This is a genomic window from Algicola sagamiensis DSM 14643 (assembly GCF_000374485.1).
Classification (GTDB): Bacteria; Pseudomonadota; Gammaproteobacteria; order Enterobacterales; family Alteromonadaceae; genus Algicola; species Algicola sagamiensis.
In genome coordinates, this window is sequence record NZ_KB894491.1 from 692634 (window position 1) to 709302 (window position 16669).

The 16669-nt window shown below is 42.1% G+C and carries 12 protein-coding genes and 7 tRNA genes; 6 read left to right on the plus strand and 13 right to left on the minus strand.

Translation table 11 applies throughout. The annotated features are described in order from the left end of the window. Positions 1–28: 28 nt before the first annotated feature. Both C505_RS21270 and C505_RS0103220 read right to left on the minus strand, forming a co-directional pair. On the minus strand, positions 29–2533 hold the full coding sequence (locus C505_RS21270; RefSeq protein WP_018691154.1) for an ABC transporter permease: 2505 nt from the start codon (positions 2531–2533) through the stop codon (positions 29–31). Then, entirely contained in the window at positions 2517–3218 is a 702-nt protein-coding gene (locus C505_RS0103220) for an ABC transporter ATP-binding protein (RefSeq protein WP_018691155.1), read from the minus strand. The genes C505_RS21270 and C505_RS0103220 overlap by 17 nt, the downstream gene beginning before the upstream one ends. Before the next feature lie 10 nt (positions 3219–3228). Here C505_RS0103220 and C505_RS0103225 point away from each other — a divergent pair, with 10 nt between their 5' ends. Continuing rightward, a complete protein-coding gene (locus tag C505_RS0103225) occupies positions 3229–3846 on the plus strand; it encodes an arylesterase (RefSeq protein WP_245556324.1) in 618 nt (205 codons plus the stop codon). On the opposite strand, the gene C505_RS0103230 is transcribed toward C505_RS0103225, so the two are convergent. After that, a complete protein-coding gene (locus C505_RS0103230) occupies positions 3809–4723 on the minus strand; it encodes a DMT family transporter (RefSeq protein WP_018691157.1) in 915 nt (304 codons plus the stop codon). The two genes, C505_RS0103225 and C505_RS0103230, sit on opposite strands and share 38 nt — an antisense overlap. Positions 4724–4979: 256 nt before the next feature. Between C505_RS0103230 and C505_RS0103235 the strand changes: the two genes are divergently transcribed. After that, a complete protein-coding gene (locus tag C505_RS0103235) occupies positions 4980–8615 on the plus strand; it encodes a hypothetical protein (protein ID WP_018691158.1) in 3636 nt (1211 codons plus the stop codon). Between the two features lie 224 nt (positions 8616–8839). Here C505_RS0103235 and C505_RS0103240 read toward each other — a convergent pair. The 7 genes from C505_RS0103240 to C505_RS0103270 all read right to left on the minus strand — a co-directional run bounded on the left by C505_RS0103240 (position 8840) and on the right by C505_RS0103270 (position 9670). Beyond that, a tRNA-Glu gene (locus tag C505_RS0103240) sits at positions 8840–8915 on the minus strand. Between the two features lie 53 nt (positions 8916–8968). Further along, a tRNA-Glu gene (locus C505_RS0103245) sits at positions 8969–9044 on the minus strand. 53 nt (positions 9045–9097) lie between these two features. Then, positions 9098–9173: transfer RNA gene (locus tag C505_RS0103250), tRNA-Glu, on the minus strand. Positions 9174–9229: 56 nt separating this feature from the next. Then, positions 9230–9305, minus strand: a tRNA-Glu gene (locus C505_RS0103255). A 51-nt stretch (positions 9306–9356) separates the two neighbouring features. Further along, positions 9357–9432: transfer RNA gene (locus C505_RS0103260), tRNA-Glu, on the minus strand. A gap of 56 nt (positions 9433–9488) precedes the next feature. Beyond that, positions 9489–9564, minus strand: a tRNA-Glu gene (locus C505_RS0103265). Positions 9565–9594: 30 nt separating this feature from the next. Further along, positions 9595–9670, minus strand: a tRNA-Ala gene (locus tag C505_RS0103270). Between the two features lie 234 nt (positions 9671–9904). On the opposite strand from C505_RS0103270, the gene C505_RS0103275 reads away from it, so the two are divergent. Together C505_RS0103275 and C505_RS0103280 are read left to right on the plus strand one after the other, a co-directional pair. Beyond that, positions 9905–10333 carry a hypothetical protein gene (locus C505_RS0103275; protein ID WP_018691159.1) on the plus strand — a complete coding sequence of 143 codons (429 nt, stop codon included), beginning with the start codon at positions 9905–9907 and terminating at the stop codon, positions 10331–10333. Positions 10334–10383: 50 nt separating this feature from the next. Then, entirely contained in the window at positions 10384–11142 is a 759-nt protein-coding gene (locus tag C505_RS0103280) for a substrate-binding periplasmic protein (protein WP_018691160.1), read from the plus strand. A gap of 259 nt (positions 11143–11401) precedes the next feature. Here the strand turns inward: C505_RS0103280 and C505_RS0103290 are convergent, their stop codons facing one another. The 3 genes from C505_RS0103290 to C505_RS0103300 all read right to left on the minus strand — a co-directional run bounded on the left by C505_RS0103290 (position 11402) and on the right by C505_RS0103300 (position 14241). Then, a complete protein-coding gene (locus C505_RS0103290; RefSeq protein WP_018691162.1) occupies positions 11402–12628 on the minus strand; it encodes a hypothetical protein in 1227 nt (408 codons plus the stop codon). Further along, on the minus strand, positions 12628–13839 hold the full coding sequence (locus tag C505_RS0103295; protein ID WP_018691163.1) for a hypothetical protein: 1212 nt from the start codon (positions 13837–13839) through the stop codon (positions 12628–12630). The genes C505_RS0103290 and C505_RS0103295 overlap by 1 nt, the downstream gene beginning before the upstream one ends. Before the next feature lie 138 nt (positions 13840–13977). After that, entirely contained in the window at positions 13978–14241 is a 264-nt protein-coding gene (locus C505_RS0103300; RefSeq protein ID WP_018691164.1) for a hypothetical protein, read from the minus strand. A gap of 427 nt (positions 14242–14668) precedes the next feature. Between C505_RS0103300 and pseC the strand changes: the two genes are divergently transcribed. After that, positions 14669–15814, plus strand: a complete 1146-nt coding sequence (gene pseC, locus C505_RS0103305) for a UDP-4-amino-4,6-dideoxy-N-acetyl-beta-L-altrosamine transaminase (RefSeq protein WP_018691165.1) — start codon at positions 14669–14671, stop codon at positions 15812–15814. Beyond that, on the plus strand, positions 15811–16668 hold the full coding sequence (locus tag C505_RS21275) for an aldo/keto reductase (RefSeq protein WP_018691166.1): 858 nt from the start codon (positions 15811–15813) through the stop codon (positions 16666–16668). Before pseC ends, C505_RS21275 begins: the two co-directional genes overlap by 4 nt. The last annotated feature ends 1 nt before the right edge of the window (position 16669 follow it).

The window sequence follows — 16669 nt, forward strand, 5'->3', positions numbered from 1 at the left end:
AGCAACAAAGAGTGAGGCTTTTTCAGCCTCAACTGAATACTTTGCGCATTTCGAGGGCGACATTATTGATGGTGAGTCGATGTGTCGCTAGATAGCCTAAGAGGCCCACAATAGTCATCCCTGTCGTTGGTCCTATCAACCAAATCATCGGATGAAACATCGGCTGAATATTAAAAATGAAGTTTTGCAATAGAAAGAGGGACAACTCTGCTGAAAATGAAGCGACACCACCCGCTGCTGCGCCGATTAACATAAACTCTAAAACAACACTTCTACGTAATAAACTTGCTTGTGCACCCAATGTTCTAAGGATCACCAACGTTGCTTTTCGTTCTTCGAACGATGCTTGTATTTGTGCTAACAGCACAAGGCCTGCTGCTATCACAACGATAATAAATACAAATTGAATTGCAATCGAGACATGATCAATCACCTGTCTCAGTTCATGGACTAATTGGTCTACATCAATCAAAGTTACTGACGGATATTCAGTATAGAGATAAGTAAGCACTGACTTCTTTTCTGCCGATAAATGGAATGAAGTCAGGTAGGTCGCCGCAAAGTCTTTGAGCAAATCAGGGCTTAAGACCATGTAAAAATTCGGCTGCATTCGGTTCCAGTCGACAAAGCGAATGTTCGATATTTCCGCTTCGATTCGTTGATCCCCGATCAAGAACTCTAAACGATCCCCAAGCTGAACGTCCAAACGTTTCGCCACATTTTTTTCAACAGATACCTGGTGGGTCAAACCAGGCTGCCACCACTGGCCTTCGATAACTTCATTGTGGGGGATCATGGTATCCGACCAAGTCAGATTCAGTTCCCGCCCCACCCCAACTCTGGCACCTTCCCGCTTTTTCTGCTCTCGCTTTTCTTTGGTGGGTTCATCCACGACTTTTTGGCCATTAATGCCGGTTAATCGGCCGCGAACAACAGGATAAAATGGTGGACTTTCATATCCTTGTGACTCAATCCATGCTTTCACCGATGATTTTTCTTCTTCTGCGACATTGGCGAGGAAGTAATTCGGTGCTTGTTCTGGTAATTGTGCTTGCCAATCAGCAATTAAGCGGTATTGTAGAACGAATATGACGAGCACAAGATTGATCGCCATCGCAAAACTAATAAACTGAAGTGCCGATGACTTTGCACGGCGCCGAATTGATGCCAAGGCGAGATGCCAAGGAGATGCTGTGGAAAATGTTTGGCTTTTGCCTAGTTTGAATAAAACCCAGCTCATTCCCCCCAATAGCGCAACAAGCACAAGCCCAGCGCCATACACTGCGAGCGTAAACAGTAAATCACCAGAATAAATCAGCATCAGCAGAAAAATCGTGATCAACGATACACTCACATGAATCACATCAATCTGTCCCGTTTCATCTTCTGATTTGCGCAGCACTAGAATTGGCTGAATTTGAAATAGCTGTAATAAAGGGCGCAATGAGAACAATAACGCACAGATGATCCCTGTCATCAGTGCCAATAAGGTTGGCTTCCAGTCCACTTCTGGTAATTCAACAACCAAGAAGTTCTGGATCAATTCTCCAACCCAACCTTGAAGAAACCAACCACATATCACCCCAAGTGAGATAGAAAATACAGAAACGAAGAGTAAATGCATGAGGAATATGAATCGAACCTGCTGCACATTCGCACCCAAGGTTTTAATTATCGCAACGGTACTTCCATGGCGTTTGCAATAACGTTGTGCAGCAACAGCCACAGCAGTCGCAGCAAGCACAATCCCCAGTAGACCCGATAAAATCAAAAATCGCTCCGCACGCAAAACAGACTCAGATAAAAAGCTCTCGCTATCTTTGACAGAACGCCATTGTTGATTTTCTTTCAGCTGTGGTTTTAACCACTTTCCAAAAGACAATAATTGGGACGTCTCCCCAGCAAATAAGAAGTTATAACTTAAGCGACTCCCTGGTTGGATCACATTTGTTTTCGCCACATCCAAATCACGCATGATCACTCGGGGCGCACTGGCAAACACAGACAATGAACCATCTGGCTCTTTTTCCAATATCGCTGAGACTTGAAGTTGGGCATCACCAATTTCAATCTTATCACCTAACTTGATTTGTAGGAGGGATAATAATCTTGGTTCCACCCAAATCGTGCCAGGCTCAGGAGCATTCGCTTGTCGGCTCCCTGTTTGGTCAGAAATGATTAATTCACCACGAAGGGGGTATTTCTCAGAAACCGCTTTGACCCGGGCCAGCTGCAACCCCCCATTTGAGAAAACCATGGAACGAAAATATAAAACTTCAGCATGCGCTAAGCCTTGTTTCTCCGCTTCCTTCAGCCATTTCTTATCGAGTGGATGTGCACTAAAGAGCAAACGATCTGCGGCTAAAAAGGATGCACTGCGTACTTCTAAAGCACCTGAGATCCGATCTGCAACGGAGCTTAACGTATACACAGAAAAGACAGCGAGAAAAACAGCCCCTGCGATAATCGTCAGCTCCCCTCGTCGCAGCTCCCTTAAAAACAGACGTAAAGCGATATTAAACAACATCAGCATGCCGGGCCTCCGGTGCAATGATTTCCCCACCATGTAAAGTGATCATGCGATCGCATTTTTCTGCCAGCTCCTCATCATGGGTGACCAGAATCAACGTGGTTCCATTTTCTCGATTGAGTTCAAATAAAAGGGATTCAATAATATGGCCAGTGTGGGTATCCAAATTTGCAGAAGGTTCATCAGCAAACAAGACTTCTGGATGTGTGATAAATGCTCTTGCAATGGCAACCCGTTGTTGTTCTCCCCCTGAGAGCTGATTCGGGTAATGATCTGCACGATTGGCAAGTCCGACTTTTTCTAACCACTGCTGCGCCAATTGCTTGGCATTTTTTTCGCCTTTCAGCTCTGCAGGTAACATCACGTTTTCTAGCGCAGTTAAACTCGGCACAAGGAGGAATGACTGAAAAATGAAACCAATCATGTCTTTTCTCAAATTGGCCCGTTGTTCCTCATTGAGGTTTTTCAAACCAACACCACCAAGCTTGACATCCCCTTCTGAAGGTTTATCCAACCCAGCCATAATCCCTAACAAGGTTGATTTACCAGAACCGGACGCACCAACAATCGCGATTGTCTCCCCTCGCTTGACATTCAGGTTGATGTTATTAAGTATTGAAAGCGTTTCATCGTTCACAACGACATTTTTTGAGAGGTTACACACTTCAATGATTGCTAATTCCTTCATACGCGTATTTTTGCCCCTATTTCTTATCTTTATCGTAGCTCTGAGTCAGACTGCTTTTGCAAAAGAGCGTTCATCCGCACAGACCATTGTCATCTTAGGCGACAGCTTAAGTGCCGGATATGGCTTATTGGAAAAGGAAAGTTGGCCGCATCTGTTGCAGCAATCTTTTGCGCTTGACAATAAGCCTTACAAAATTATTAATGCCAGTGTCAGTGGTGAAACAACACGTGGCGGTCTTCTCAGACTCCAAGGGATTATCTCAACACATAAACCTGACTGGGTGCTGATTGAACTTGGCGGCAATGATGGCTTACGTGGATTTAATCCATCTATTCCAAGAAAAAATCTACGCAATATTCTGCTCATGCTCAGAAAAGAGAAAGTCAAAGCTGCCCTTGTTCAAATTCGCCTTCCAAGAAATTATGGTAATCGCTACCTTCGACTATTTGAAGACATATATCCAGCACTGGCAAAAGAATTTTCTGTTCCACTCATTCCATTTTTTATGGATGGGGTTGCACAAAATGCCGACCTGATGCAACAGGACGGCATTCATCCGAATAAAAAAGCACAACCCGTGATCCAAAAGTTTATGAAGAAAGAGATTGAGAAGCTCTTTGCGATGTAACTTTTGGCTGCTCCCGAATACCAATCGTCAATAAACCAGAAGCAATGGAAAGGCTAATGCCAACAATATAAATGGAGTAAAACGGTTCGTCCAAAAACAGGACGAGCCAAATCACAGCAAGTACTGGACTTAAATAAACCAAAGGCGCTAATCGAGACGCATCTGTTTTACTGAGCGCGATGATCCATAGAATGTAGGATAGCCCGTTAATCAGCGCACCATTCACACACAATACAAATAAAGATCTGGTATCCGGCAACACAAATTCACTCCATATACACATCGCTATGAATGAATAGATGCTGGCCCAAACAAAGTACAACGTTGTACTTTGCATTGGTGGCAGCGTTTCTTTCTTTGAGAGCACAGAAAACAACGCAAATGAAGCTGCACCGATTAAAACTACAAGTAACGGCTGCTGATTATCTAGTGAAAACTGAGACCAATCTCCTTTCGTAACCACAACAAGCATGGCAAGAAACCCAAGAAAGACGCTCAGACCTTTTCTTTTGCACATCCGCTCGCCAAGTAACATCACTGCAAATAATGCAATCAGTGCTGGCCAAGAATATTGCACGATCAAGACTTCAACCCCTGAGGCTGTTGCATAGCCGTAATACAGCAACAAGTAATATAGGAAGCAACCGAGAAACCCGAGCAAAGCTGTAAAACCTAACTGTGCGAATGTGGGTTTTACTCGTTCAGACGTTTTGGGAGTAAAAAGAAAGTAGCAAATACCTACAACGATGGACGACAAAACATTTGACCAAAATAGAAATTGAAAGTGATCAAGATTTGATTGTGCCAACTTGGCAACAACCGCAAGAAAGCTCCAGGCAACAATACAGGCAAGAGCGAGAAATATTGGATGACTCATAAACTTCCGTACTGATTTAATGAAGAAAAATTGATTGTAGTTGGTGGGTATGTTGACCCCGAATGGTTACAATTGATAAGGAACCACTACAGCGACAAAAGCTATCAGATCCCCTTTTACCTGTCGACTCAATATTCGTTTCTTTGCTCAAAATGAACCCAGATGACATGGGTTTGCGTAAATCTATTGTAAATCCTGGAACTTAAGTGCGAGGACTATGTATAGCTCTATGCCTTAAATAAAATAGAGAAATAAAATGTTGGCCTACACAACTCATATCAAAAGCACAACTGCGAAGATAAAAAGAATAACACTCTGGATTGTCATTTATTTTATTCTACTCACGATTTGTCGAGTAGCCACCGCAGAATCAACCATCCTTTACCAAGAAAACGACCCAAAAACCGGCCAATTACTCGGCACATTGTATGAAAATGGAACATTCATCCCAAGTGAAACACTGACGGATCAAATTGTCCTCGAGCGTCTTGGCTATCGTCCTACAGTTGGATTGCTCACTGAGCAACAGGAAAAGCCCGTGATTGGGAAAACTCTCCGCGAAATCGCTGAACTTTATTACCAAGAATTTCCCATAGAATTTGCAGAAGCAATGCTCGAAGCAGCCTTTCTCGGTATTGGGCTTGATACCCACTACCCCTATGGTAGTCATGCACATATTCAGGCAAGTATTGCGTTACAAACACACATTGCACAGCTCACACCAAACCGCTCAGCAATGGACGGTGGATCACTTTTGTATGACTACGATAAGCTCCAACCCGTAACGATTGAATTCGATGATGGCTCAAAACAGTTGATCACGCCTTTAAAGCTTGCCGCATGGTTATTGATAGAAATACACTTTCCTGATGCACTTGAAAACTCAGTTGCAGAAGCACTCTTTTCTGACGGGCAATCCATTCAACGGCAAACCGCCCATGGTTTTACCTATTTAACCAATGCATCAGGGATGAGCCGACAAGAGATGGCGCGTCAGATATTCGGACAGGCGAATGATATCACTGTCTATGCCACCCAGTTGGCATTTAATGAACTCGGATTAGATAATAACTTTCTCTATGGCTCGATTTATCATGCCCAGGCAACCATCGCAAAACGGTTCTTACTATCCACAGATACGGATTTATCCCAATATACACCTGAGGTTTACTTGGCAACTTTCCACGATTTGCAAAAAAACCATGAAGAGAAAAAAGCGACATCTCCCTCTCCAAAGGAGCAAGCGGCGACTCTCTTTGCATTGATGCAGGAAAAAATACAATCTCAAATTGAGCAAGCATCATATCGTACAACATTCTACACGCTCCATCGTGACTTGGCTGATTGGTATACACAATCCGAAATCTCCGCGTTATATAACGCAGAAGGACAACTACTCATTCCATCACGAAAAGACCTAGCGAAGGAGATCCTGCAAAATCTAGGCGTTTTGCAGCAGTTAAAAACAGAACAAGCTCGCAAGAGCCTTCTCAATCAGTTTTTAGAAGCAGGTCAAGCAACAGTAAAAGGCAAGCAACTTGAAATTGAAAAGAAACCATCCATCTTTTTTAAGATACTTTTGCCAATCACCAACCTGTTTCCAAAACCAAAATCGATCTTTCGTATTCTTAATGTGAGCCAAAACCAATACACCAACGACAAAGGGGAAATTAAACTCAACGATTTATGGAGCAATGCATACAACACACTCGCTGACAAAATCACTGAAAATGACTTAAGAACCATTCGACTCAATATTTTCGAAACCTTGGGTGAATCAGCATTAAACGATTACGATCAGAAAAAATACTATCGATGGGACACGGTTCAGCGTTTCTATTCTCTAAGACAGATCATCTGGGATATGGATAAACCAACTTACATTGGGTTTGAACCGGGTGAACTCACCAATAATGGCGTTGCGTTTAAAGTCAATGTACAAACTAAATCTGTCTCATTGTGGGATGGCACAGCGCTCAGTTTAAACCCCGACAACGCTGAATATCAAAAGTATGCGGATACATTAGTTCTTGGTCCATGCAAACTTCCCCATCACCCAGAAATCGAAGGTGCCCGATATGATATGGATGAATTGATTTGTAATGCCTCCTCGCGTGACACCTCTGCGACTTTGTATCGGCTTTACCTCAAACAGCAATTTGTAAAAAGTAAAAGCACTTATCAAGACTTAACAACAACACAAATTGTTGAAAGCGTTGTCCTTGGCATGATCCCTGGCTATGGGACGGTTGAATCGATCATCAATGCTAGCAATGATGCCTACGCAGACCAAATGGCGATTTTTACTAACCTTGTTGGTGATGCTATATCTATCGTTCCAAGTGCTGGTCCAGCAGCAAAAGGTGCTGGGGCTGCATCCAAAATCATTTGGGGCACGGTCAGTGCACTTCGCAAAGGAGCCGTCAAAAAGGGACTCGTTGGTCTTTCTAAAGCAACGCAAGCCATCGGAAAAGGCGCCGCAAAATCCATAGTGAAGTTGATTAGGGATGCTTCCAATATTGACTTGGCTATTGGGAGTGGCCACCTCCTTCAAAAAGGAGCCAATAAAGTTGGTGTAGCTTTATTAAAGCGACATGGAGAAAACCTGAGTGTCGTTTTGCGTGGTATTGGCAAGCAATCGGATGAAATAACTCAAGCTGCGCAAAAGATTCAAAGTGTACGGATCCGCGCTCAACATATCACCCAGAGGTTGATACATAAATATCAAGTTCATTCTCCGTCACAACATGTGGGAGAAGCCGTTGATGGCTCTGAAAAGTTATTCCAATATCTGGATCCCCAAGGCCGTCCTGTTCAAAATCAATTTGCACTTCAATTAGAAGATGGGCGTTATATTTCATTGATTCGTGATGGTTCTGAGTCGTTGACAGAAGCCACCTTCTATCCAGGGTATGCTGTTGAAACGATGAATCAAAACTGGAAGTATCAATTCACAAACGGTGACCATTGGCGGCTGACAAATTCAGCCCTTGAGACAGCTACATCAGCTAAAGCAGGTTATTACTTTGCACCATTTGCGACTGAAGATATTGTGAATATGCTTGTCAGCGATAATGCTTCTCGTATTTTAAGAGGAAAATCCCCTTACGAAGTCATTGTAGAAAGCAGCGCCTATCGTGACAAAATGCTGGAGAGCTTTCAAAAGTGGTCCAGGCTAGAGCAAAACCAAATCCACTTTGCTGCAACAGAATACCTGCAATATACCGCCGACTTTAAAGGCATTCAACCTAGTAATGGTGCCACATTCACTGATCTTGAGATTCAGCAGATCCTGACAGATAGCTCTTTTGAAAACACGCAAGCATTCATCAAACATTATCGAATTGTCCAGTCATACGACTGGACACTCGCGCATATCTTGGATAACAAAAAGACAAAGATACTGAGCCGTTTAGATGAACGCAGTAAACTGTATGTTCAAGGCCATGGTGCCCCTGGCGAAAACCGCGTGTCGACCAAACCTTTTGGTGCAAAAAGCACTGAAGACTTAGTGAGAACATTTGAAAGTGGCGGTCTATCAAAAGATTTTCAAGATATTCGGATCACCTCCTGTTGGAGTGCAGATACCTGTCAAATCACAACCTTTAAAGCCAGCACACTTGCACATTCCATGAAAGGCAATACGAAGTGGAAGCAACGGATCCTCCCAAACCTCATAATCGGATCGAAAAGGAAAACGCATCCGCTCGCACGACAAATGGCAGATGTGTTGAAGAAAAAAGGCTATTCACAAATCCAAGTCACTGGCTACCATGGTGCAGGGGTGACGAATAGTTATGAATTTGATACGCATACCTTGCGAGTCGTGTTTGCAAAGCATGGAAAAACGAAGTTCCGCCGCCAGAGTCAGTTGAAGCAAGTATTCCAATAACCCTTGCAAAAAATTATTCAGGCCATGATTTTCAGCTCATGGTCTGAGTTATTCTGCTTTCAACGATACAGCAATACGCAATCATTCCCAGCCAAAGCCCGATGGATAAATTTAAAAAATGCAGAAGATAAAAAAGAAATTCACTGACTAGTGTGAAGGAAATTTTATTGAGAAGAGAATGATATTTTGAATCGCTTGATGACACACAATTCTAGAAAAAGAAATGGCGTCCCCTAGGGGATTCGAACCCCTGTTGCCGCCGTGAAAGGGCGGAGTCCTAGGCCTCTAGACGAAGGGGACGCTGATAAGGCGTCTTTGATATATCTTGATGACACATACTTCTTCAAGAGAAGTGGCGTCCCCTAGGGGATTCGAACCCCTGTTGCCGCCGTGAAAGGGCGGAGTCCTAGGCCTCTAGACGAAGGGGACGCTGATAATGCGTCTCGATATATCTTGATGATTATGTACTTCTACAAGAGAAGTGGCGTCCCCTAGGGGATTCGAACCCCTGTTGCCGCCGTGAAAGGGCGGAGTCCTAGGCCTCTAGACGAAGGGGACGCTGTATACGTCATCATCATGCAAAACTAAAGTATAACGCGTCTTCGAAGAAGAAGTGGCGTCCCCTAGGGGATTCGAACCCCTGTTGCCGCCGTGAAAGGGCGGAGTCCTAGGCCTCTAGACGAAGGGGACGCAGCGCGTTGTTTTGCATTTTAATCATTTGTCGGATACCCACATAAAGTATGGCGTCCCCTAGGGGATTCGAACCCCTGTTGCCGCCGTGAAAGGGCGGAGTCCTAGGCCTCTAGACGAAGGGGACAAGGACAAATGATTGTAGGTTGATTTAACTTGCATGGCCTATGCAATGGTAAGAAGTGGCGTCCCCTAGGGGATTCGAACCCCTGTTGCCGCCGTGAAAGGGCGGAGTCCTAGGCCTCTAGACGAAGGGGACGCTGATATAATTCTTACTACAAAATTAACCTGGTGGAGCTAACCGGGATCGAACCGGTGACCTCTTGCATGCCATGCAAGCGCTCTCCCAGCTGAGCTATAGCCCCGCAATTTCATCGATTTCTTACATGTAAGCTTCGCTGAATTGCGGAGCGCATTCTATGCAGAGGACCGTTCTATGTCAACAGTTTTTTCGAAGGAAATCATCGTTCGCTCCTTTTTTGGACGAGTTGGCCCAAAATACATCATTCTCATGTGACTTTTTATCGAAAATTAAAAAATAGGGACTGAAAACCTATCATCTAAAATCAGTTCAAGGTCATCACAAAACTGATAGCCAGATGAAGATTTTTGAAGTCAAAGATCGCCAGCCTGCACGTTTATGGCTGCTTTTCTTTCTCGTTCCTTTAACGGTCATAAGTCTAAACGTGGATATTGCTGACTTTATGGCCGGGAAATATACATCCTCTCAGTTTTTCACAGATTTTCTTCAATATATCGGACTTGTTGGCGTTTACTTTTATACCTTCGGAATTCGATGTTTGCACCAATACTTCTGGCGAATTATCTTTATCTTCGACTTCCTCGACCATGTGCATGATATTTTTGATACCAGTACAGGCTATTATGTAGAAAACCCGATTGAATATCTTTATCTATTTTGCATATTCTTCATGATTATTTTCTATTACTTCTTACTTTGGCGCTATGCTTTTTCATCACCACAAATTTGGCAGGTTGAAAACCCGCAAGATATAGTTGATAAATGAGTCAACCTCAACCATGCTCTTTCTAATCTGCAAAGCATTGTAATAGACTTATGTTGAGAGTCGTCCCCATCTTCCCCCTACTCTATTTTCTCGCTTCCACTGCAACTGTTGTCCATGCAGAACAAACTGTGAGCATTGCAACAGGTGAATGGGCAACGTTTTCTGGAGAAGCACTCCCAGAAAAAGGCTTAGCCATGCAAGTCATCAAAGAAGCCTACGCACTCCAGAACATAAAAGTCGAATTTGAATTTCTTCCCTGGGCCAGAGCATTTCAATCCGCTGTTAGAGGATCAGTCCATGCTTCTGCAACTTGGTCCTACAATAGTGAGCGCGCAGAAAAAGTGCATTATACGGATGCCGTGATCACCAATACGGATCATTATTTCTATTTAAAGGAAACACCGCTGTATTGGAATACCGTTGAAGACCTCAAAAATAAAACGGTTGGGGCGTGTATCGGTTACTTCTACGGAGATGCTTTTCATTTGCTGGAGACTGGCAAATTCTTCCATGTCTCCCGCGTCCCTGATGACCAACAGAACTTTCCAAGACTCGTCAATAAACGGGTCGAAATCATTATCGCCAATATCCACGTGGGCCAGTACATCATCAACACATTTCTCCCTAGAGCAGACCGGGCAAAAGTCACACACCACCCAAAACCTTGGTACTCAACAACTGCTCATATGGTTTTCAGTAAACGAAGAGATGAAAGCCCAATGCTAGTCAAGATTTTTAACAAGGGCATCAAGCAACTCCAAAAAACGGTCGCTACAAACAGCTCATGGATACTTATATGGATGGGTTGATCCCGCAAGGAGATTCGGAAGCTCGTGTAGATTGAGCTACAATAGAAGTAGCGTGTTCATATTATCATTCTCGGATAAAAAGGTTTCTAGATGCCGTATGTTGTCGAAGCAATCCTCATATCCATCATTTTTATTCTCGGCCATGTGGGAATTTATTATTTCTTCATCTTCATGGCAAATCGAAATAAAAAGAAGCAATAGTGAGCTGACTGATGCAAAGAAAAACCCCGGCTAGCCGGGGTTTGAGTAGATAAAGAGTTTATCGTTTTAAAATTGATGTTTTTCCAGAGAACAGATCATACTGAATCTGTCTATCTTTCAAACGAATCAGAATTTTCTCTTCCTCATAAGTCACTGACTCTTTTGTAAATGAGTTTGAATCGATTTGTCCAAATGGAACTAAGACCTCATGGTAGTTTCCACTACGAAGCGACTCCATCGTAAAGCGAACCAACACGCCAGATTTCAATACAGTATATATCGCTTGTTGGCGCTCAGAATAATAAACGGGATAGTCAAAATAGATACTCGTTTGCTTATTCGATGTACTATTCCAGAAGTTAATTCCTTCAATACCGTATTGTTCATGATTTCGAAAATACAAAGCATTACCTTGATCATTCTGTATTTGAAGAGTCTGCCTTTTGTATTCATCATCCGCAGGGTTTTCTTCCGATTCTCTCACGTAGTAATCTATGGGTTGAGCTACTTCTTTTAATTCAAATTCAAAAACCTCAACCTGATCCCCATATTGACGAACTTGTACAACTTTTCCATGATCAAATGCAGTGCTAACATCCCTAGCGTCCACCTCAGACATACAATGCCCATCTGAACTACAAAAGCCACCCTGAACTTGCTCAAAATTAGAGTTGAATAACTGGTAACGAGGAGCACCTTTGAACTGAGCTAAAAAGTAGTCTTTTCCAAAAATGATATTCTCAATGTCATCTCCCAAAAATGCTCTCGTAGAAAAGTCGTCTGCACGATAGACAATACCAGATTTGGATATGAGGTAATTACGATCAGGACTAACAAAGAAAGACTCTAAGTCTTCTAAAATCAATCGTGCCGCACGCTGTTGACGAGGATCTGGATATAAAACATAATCACTACTCAATATAGTTTCTAGCTGATCTTGACCTGAATTCCAATGAAAACGAGGTCGTTGATGATCATGATGGTACCACTCTCTCCCTGAAATACACGTTGTAAAGTTTTCTCGATTTTCTTTTACCACTATTTGAAAGTATTGATCATGATAAGAATAATCAGAATATTGTTCTTCTAGAGAAATCTCTTTGGCGTTATTGTCTCGATTGTTGTAGTCAAAGACAGTACCGTCACAGTTAATTTTTGTTCCTTTAATCGGATACCTATCAAAAAATAACGTTCTCCCAGTTTCCGGTTGATATAAGTGTTTGTCAGAGACGACTTGAATCGTATGCCAGCTTCCTAAGTTAACTGTATAGCCATCCACAAGCATCAAATTATCAAATATCTCAAAGTACTGAATTGGCTTTGAATAATGATGACCATTGGGGGGGCATAAACAAATTCAAAAGACGAATCATCTTTCAACAATGATCGTTTTACAATGCGATCGCCGACGGATACATAAAGTTCGTCGTCAACTATCTGCAATGAGTATGGGACTGTATCTAGTTCCCAAGATGGTAGCGCTGCTTTTTCTTTTAAATCAAAGCGGTCTATCTTATGACTAAATCTACCATGATGTTCAGAACCTATCCGATAGAAAACTCCATTATGTATCAATGACTTTTGCTGCCTAGGTGAATATTCTGAGGGAGATGAATGTATCGGCTGTCTATCTTTGTGCTTTGGATATAGGTCTTCGCTATTGATAATGCCATCATTATCATCATCATTCCCGTAACTAGCAGATACTTGATAAGTGTCATTTCGGGTACTGCTCATATACCGACTTGGGTCAAAGGGAAAACGATCATACTGATTCCTTACCCCATCTTTATCCCAATCATTCGAGTCTAAATCAAAACCAAAAAACTGGTGCTGGCTTACTTGCCAACCCCAAAGTTGATTTCCAAGAACCATTAATTCAGCGGGTAAATCGATATTTTTTCTATTCCACTCAAAATCATTAGTATTCGGATCTAATTTAGATAAAGTTTTATTAGAAGGGTCGTATGAGAAAACATTCTTTTTAGTAAAAATAAGGCCATGTAGACTGACCGAGTAATATTCAGGCACAGCAAGCTTTTGATAGCTTGGTAATTCGCCTTCATTATCATTTTTAATTCTTTTATAAACCCCATTGTCAGTATAAATGTCACCAGTCCAAGGATTCATGTTCGCATCTGAGCTTAAAATTTTAGCACGAGCTTCCTGATCAATGTCAGTTCCCTTTCCATCAATACGGGATAAGATCCCTTCAGAGGATAATTGAAGAATTTCATAGTCAAGCCATAAGGTTTGACTCATAGAGTCAAAATAGATATTTTGCGAACTTTCACTTGTTACAAATCTCGAAACTCTATTACCTTCGTGATCAAATACAATGATTTCCCCTGCATTCTTTGAAATGAAATATCGCTCATTGAAGGCAATACCTCTGACGGAATGATAACCAGCTGTTGGCTGATGAATTGCAAAAGCCTGCTCTTGATATTGCCCTTGAGCATTCGGGGCTATTTTATAAATCGCGCCACACTTCAATTTTATATATAGCGCGGAATCAACCCTTACATAGTGTTGAATATCATGTTCTATATTCCAATCAATCTTATTTACTTCTTTTGAATAAAGAAGCTTACTCGTTTGAATATCAAAAATTTGGATATGATTTCTATCAATTTAAAACAAAGTGCTGTTATTAAACAGAGGATTAAATGAAATTTGGCGGTTGAAGTGATGATGATTGCGATCATTAATACGGTTACTCGAATTCGATCTATCCACAAATTCAATCTTATCCGACAATTCAATCTTATCCGACAATTCATCAACACTACTCATCACCACAGGTGTTGGTTGTGGTCCATGATCATAAGAAAATGCAGAATAGCTGGAGGTTAAAAGAACACTACTAACAAGAAGTGAAAGACGAGATTTAATCATTTTTTACCTTTTTATTTTTCCGTAAACAGGTTGAATATTTTACATTAAAACTCAGTTTAAATCTATAAAAACAAATATTCACAAAAATAATAATTCATTTAAAAACAATTGGTTATTAATAGATTTATTCATTGGAATTAGAGTTTTATAAATCATGTAACAACATTTCACCAAGACGATTGTTTATTGAACTTTTCACATATAAAAAACATCTAATTTTAATCAGAAACCTCTCCTTTATCCCAAAGATGAAAGACGTCTGTTCAACTCAAAATCACCCTCATTCTATCCAGTTATCTACGAATCGTTTATTCAGTCATTTTTTCAAAGAGAAGGTTCTGAAATATTCAAGGTCTGGATCGACACAATAGGCAAATTAAGTCTACACTTATCACTAAGTTAACTTTTGTCACTACATCTTTTGATCATGATCCCATATGGAAGGCAGAGTATTGACCAGCAGGATATTGATGCGGTTGTTTCTGTATTGAAATCAGACTGGCTTACTCAGGGACCTTTAGTTCCCAAGTTTGAATCCGCCATTGCCGATACATGCCAGGCCAATTATGCAGTTGCTACTAATAGTGCAACGTCAGCATTACATCTCGCTTATCTTGCACTTGGATTATCGCAAGGTGACTTGTTATGGACCACACCAATCACCTATGTTGCAACGTCAAACGCTGCCTTGTATTGTCACGCACATGTTGAATTTGTCGATATAGAGCCCGAAACCGGACTGATGTGCCCTAACACATTGGAAAAGAAACTTGCTGTTGCTAATCAACAAGGACGACTACCAAAGATCATCACCGTTGTTCATCTTGCTGGCCAATCCTGTGATATGGAAAGGATCCATAAAATCTGCCAACCCTATCAAATTGCTATTGTTGAAGATGCCAGCCATGCCATTGGGGCAAGCTATCAAGATAAACCTGTGGGTGCGTGTACTTATTCGGATATCTGCGTTTTTAGCTTTCATCCAGTCAAGATTATGACAACAGCCGAAGGCGGTATGGCACTGACCAATCAAAAAGAGCTGGCTGATTTCATGTCATATTTACGTAGTCATGGTGTGACTCGAGACCCTGAGCTGTTCACCGAAGAAAGCCATGGAGATTGGTACTATCAACAATTAGCATTGGGCTATAACTACCGAATGACAGATATTCAAGCTGCGCTCGGTATCTCTCAAAGCCAAAAGCTCAGAGAATTCATCGCTCGTCGAAATGTTTTGGCTGAGCGGTACCAGAGTGCATTTGAGAATACCCCCGTGATCCCGTTAGCCCAACAGCAAGGGACGAACGCCTATCACTTATATATTGTTCGCTTACCAAATCATGCAAAACAGAGAAAAGTGATCTTTTCCGTCTTAAGAGAGGCTGGTATTGGCGTCAATATCCACTATATTCCAGTGCATTTACAGCCCTATTATCAGCATCTAGGATTTAGAAAGGGCACATTACCTAATGCCGAAAGGTTTTATCAGGAAATCATGAGTCTTCCCCTATTTCCAGCACTTGATGAAGCTGATCAAGATTACATCATTGAACAACTGGTGCGCTTATTATGAAACTAGCTCTGGGCACAGCACAACTTGGTATGGACTATGGGATCTCAAATACGCAAGGTCAACCAGACTTTGATGTCGCAAAACGGATCTTGCAAGCCGCATCTACATCAGGAATTGATTTAATTGATACCGCTGCTGCGTATGGCAATAGTGAGTCGGTCATCGGGCAATGTCATGATAGCGAGATCCCCGCACTCGTTATGACAAAGCTCTACCCTGGAAGCGATACCGAAGACAAAGTGCTGACTTCTTGTACACAAAGTCTCATGGCACTGAATGAAGCAGCCTACTGCTACTCTGTCTTGTTTCATAATTCGCATGATATGAATGAGCAGACCTACAAAACGATGAAAGGACTTCAGGAAGATGGCAAGTTCAAGAAGCTCGGCGTATCCGTTTACGCCCCAGAAGAGCTAGACCATGTACTTGCCCATTTTGATGTCGACTTGATCCAGCTGCCTCTCAACCTGTTTGATCAACGCTTTTTACATACAAACCAAATTCAACGAATGAAAGAAAAAGGCATCGAAGTCCACGCAAGGAGTCTTTTTTTACAAGGATTGCTCTTGATGCCACCTGAACAGAGACCCCAATTTACCCATGAGTTTAGCGAGTACTTTTCTGTCTTGGATGCAGTGCATGAGCAAACACACCTTCACCATTTAACACTATGTTTGACATTACTCCATCAGGTCAACGAAATTGACCGCTTTATCGTTGGTATCAACTCTGTTTCCGAGTTGGAACAAATCCTGACCCATTACAAGCTTGCAAAAGAAATTAAAGTCAACCTCGGCTTGTTCCGTTGTGATGAGCTACACCTGATCACGCCGAGCCTTTGGCCTGAAGAGTAAC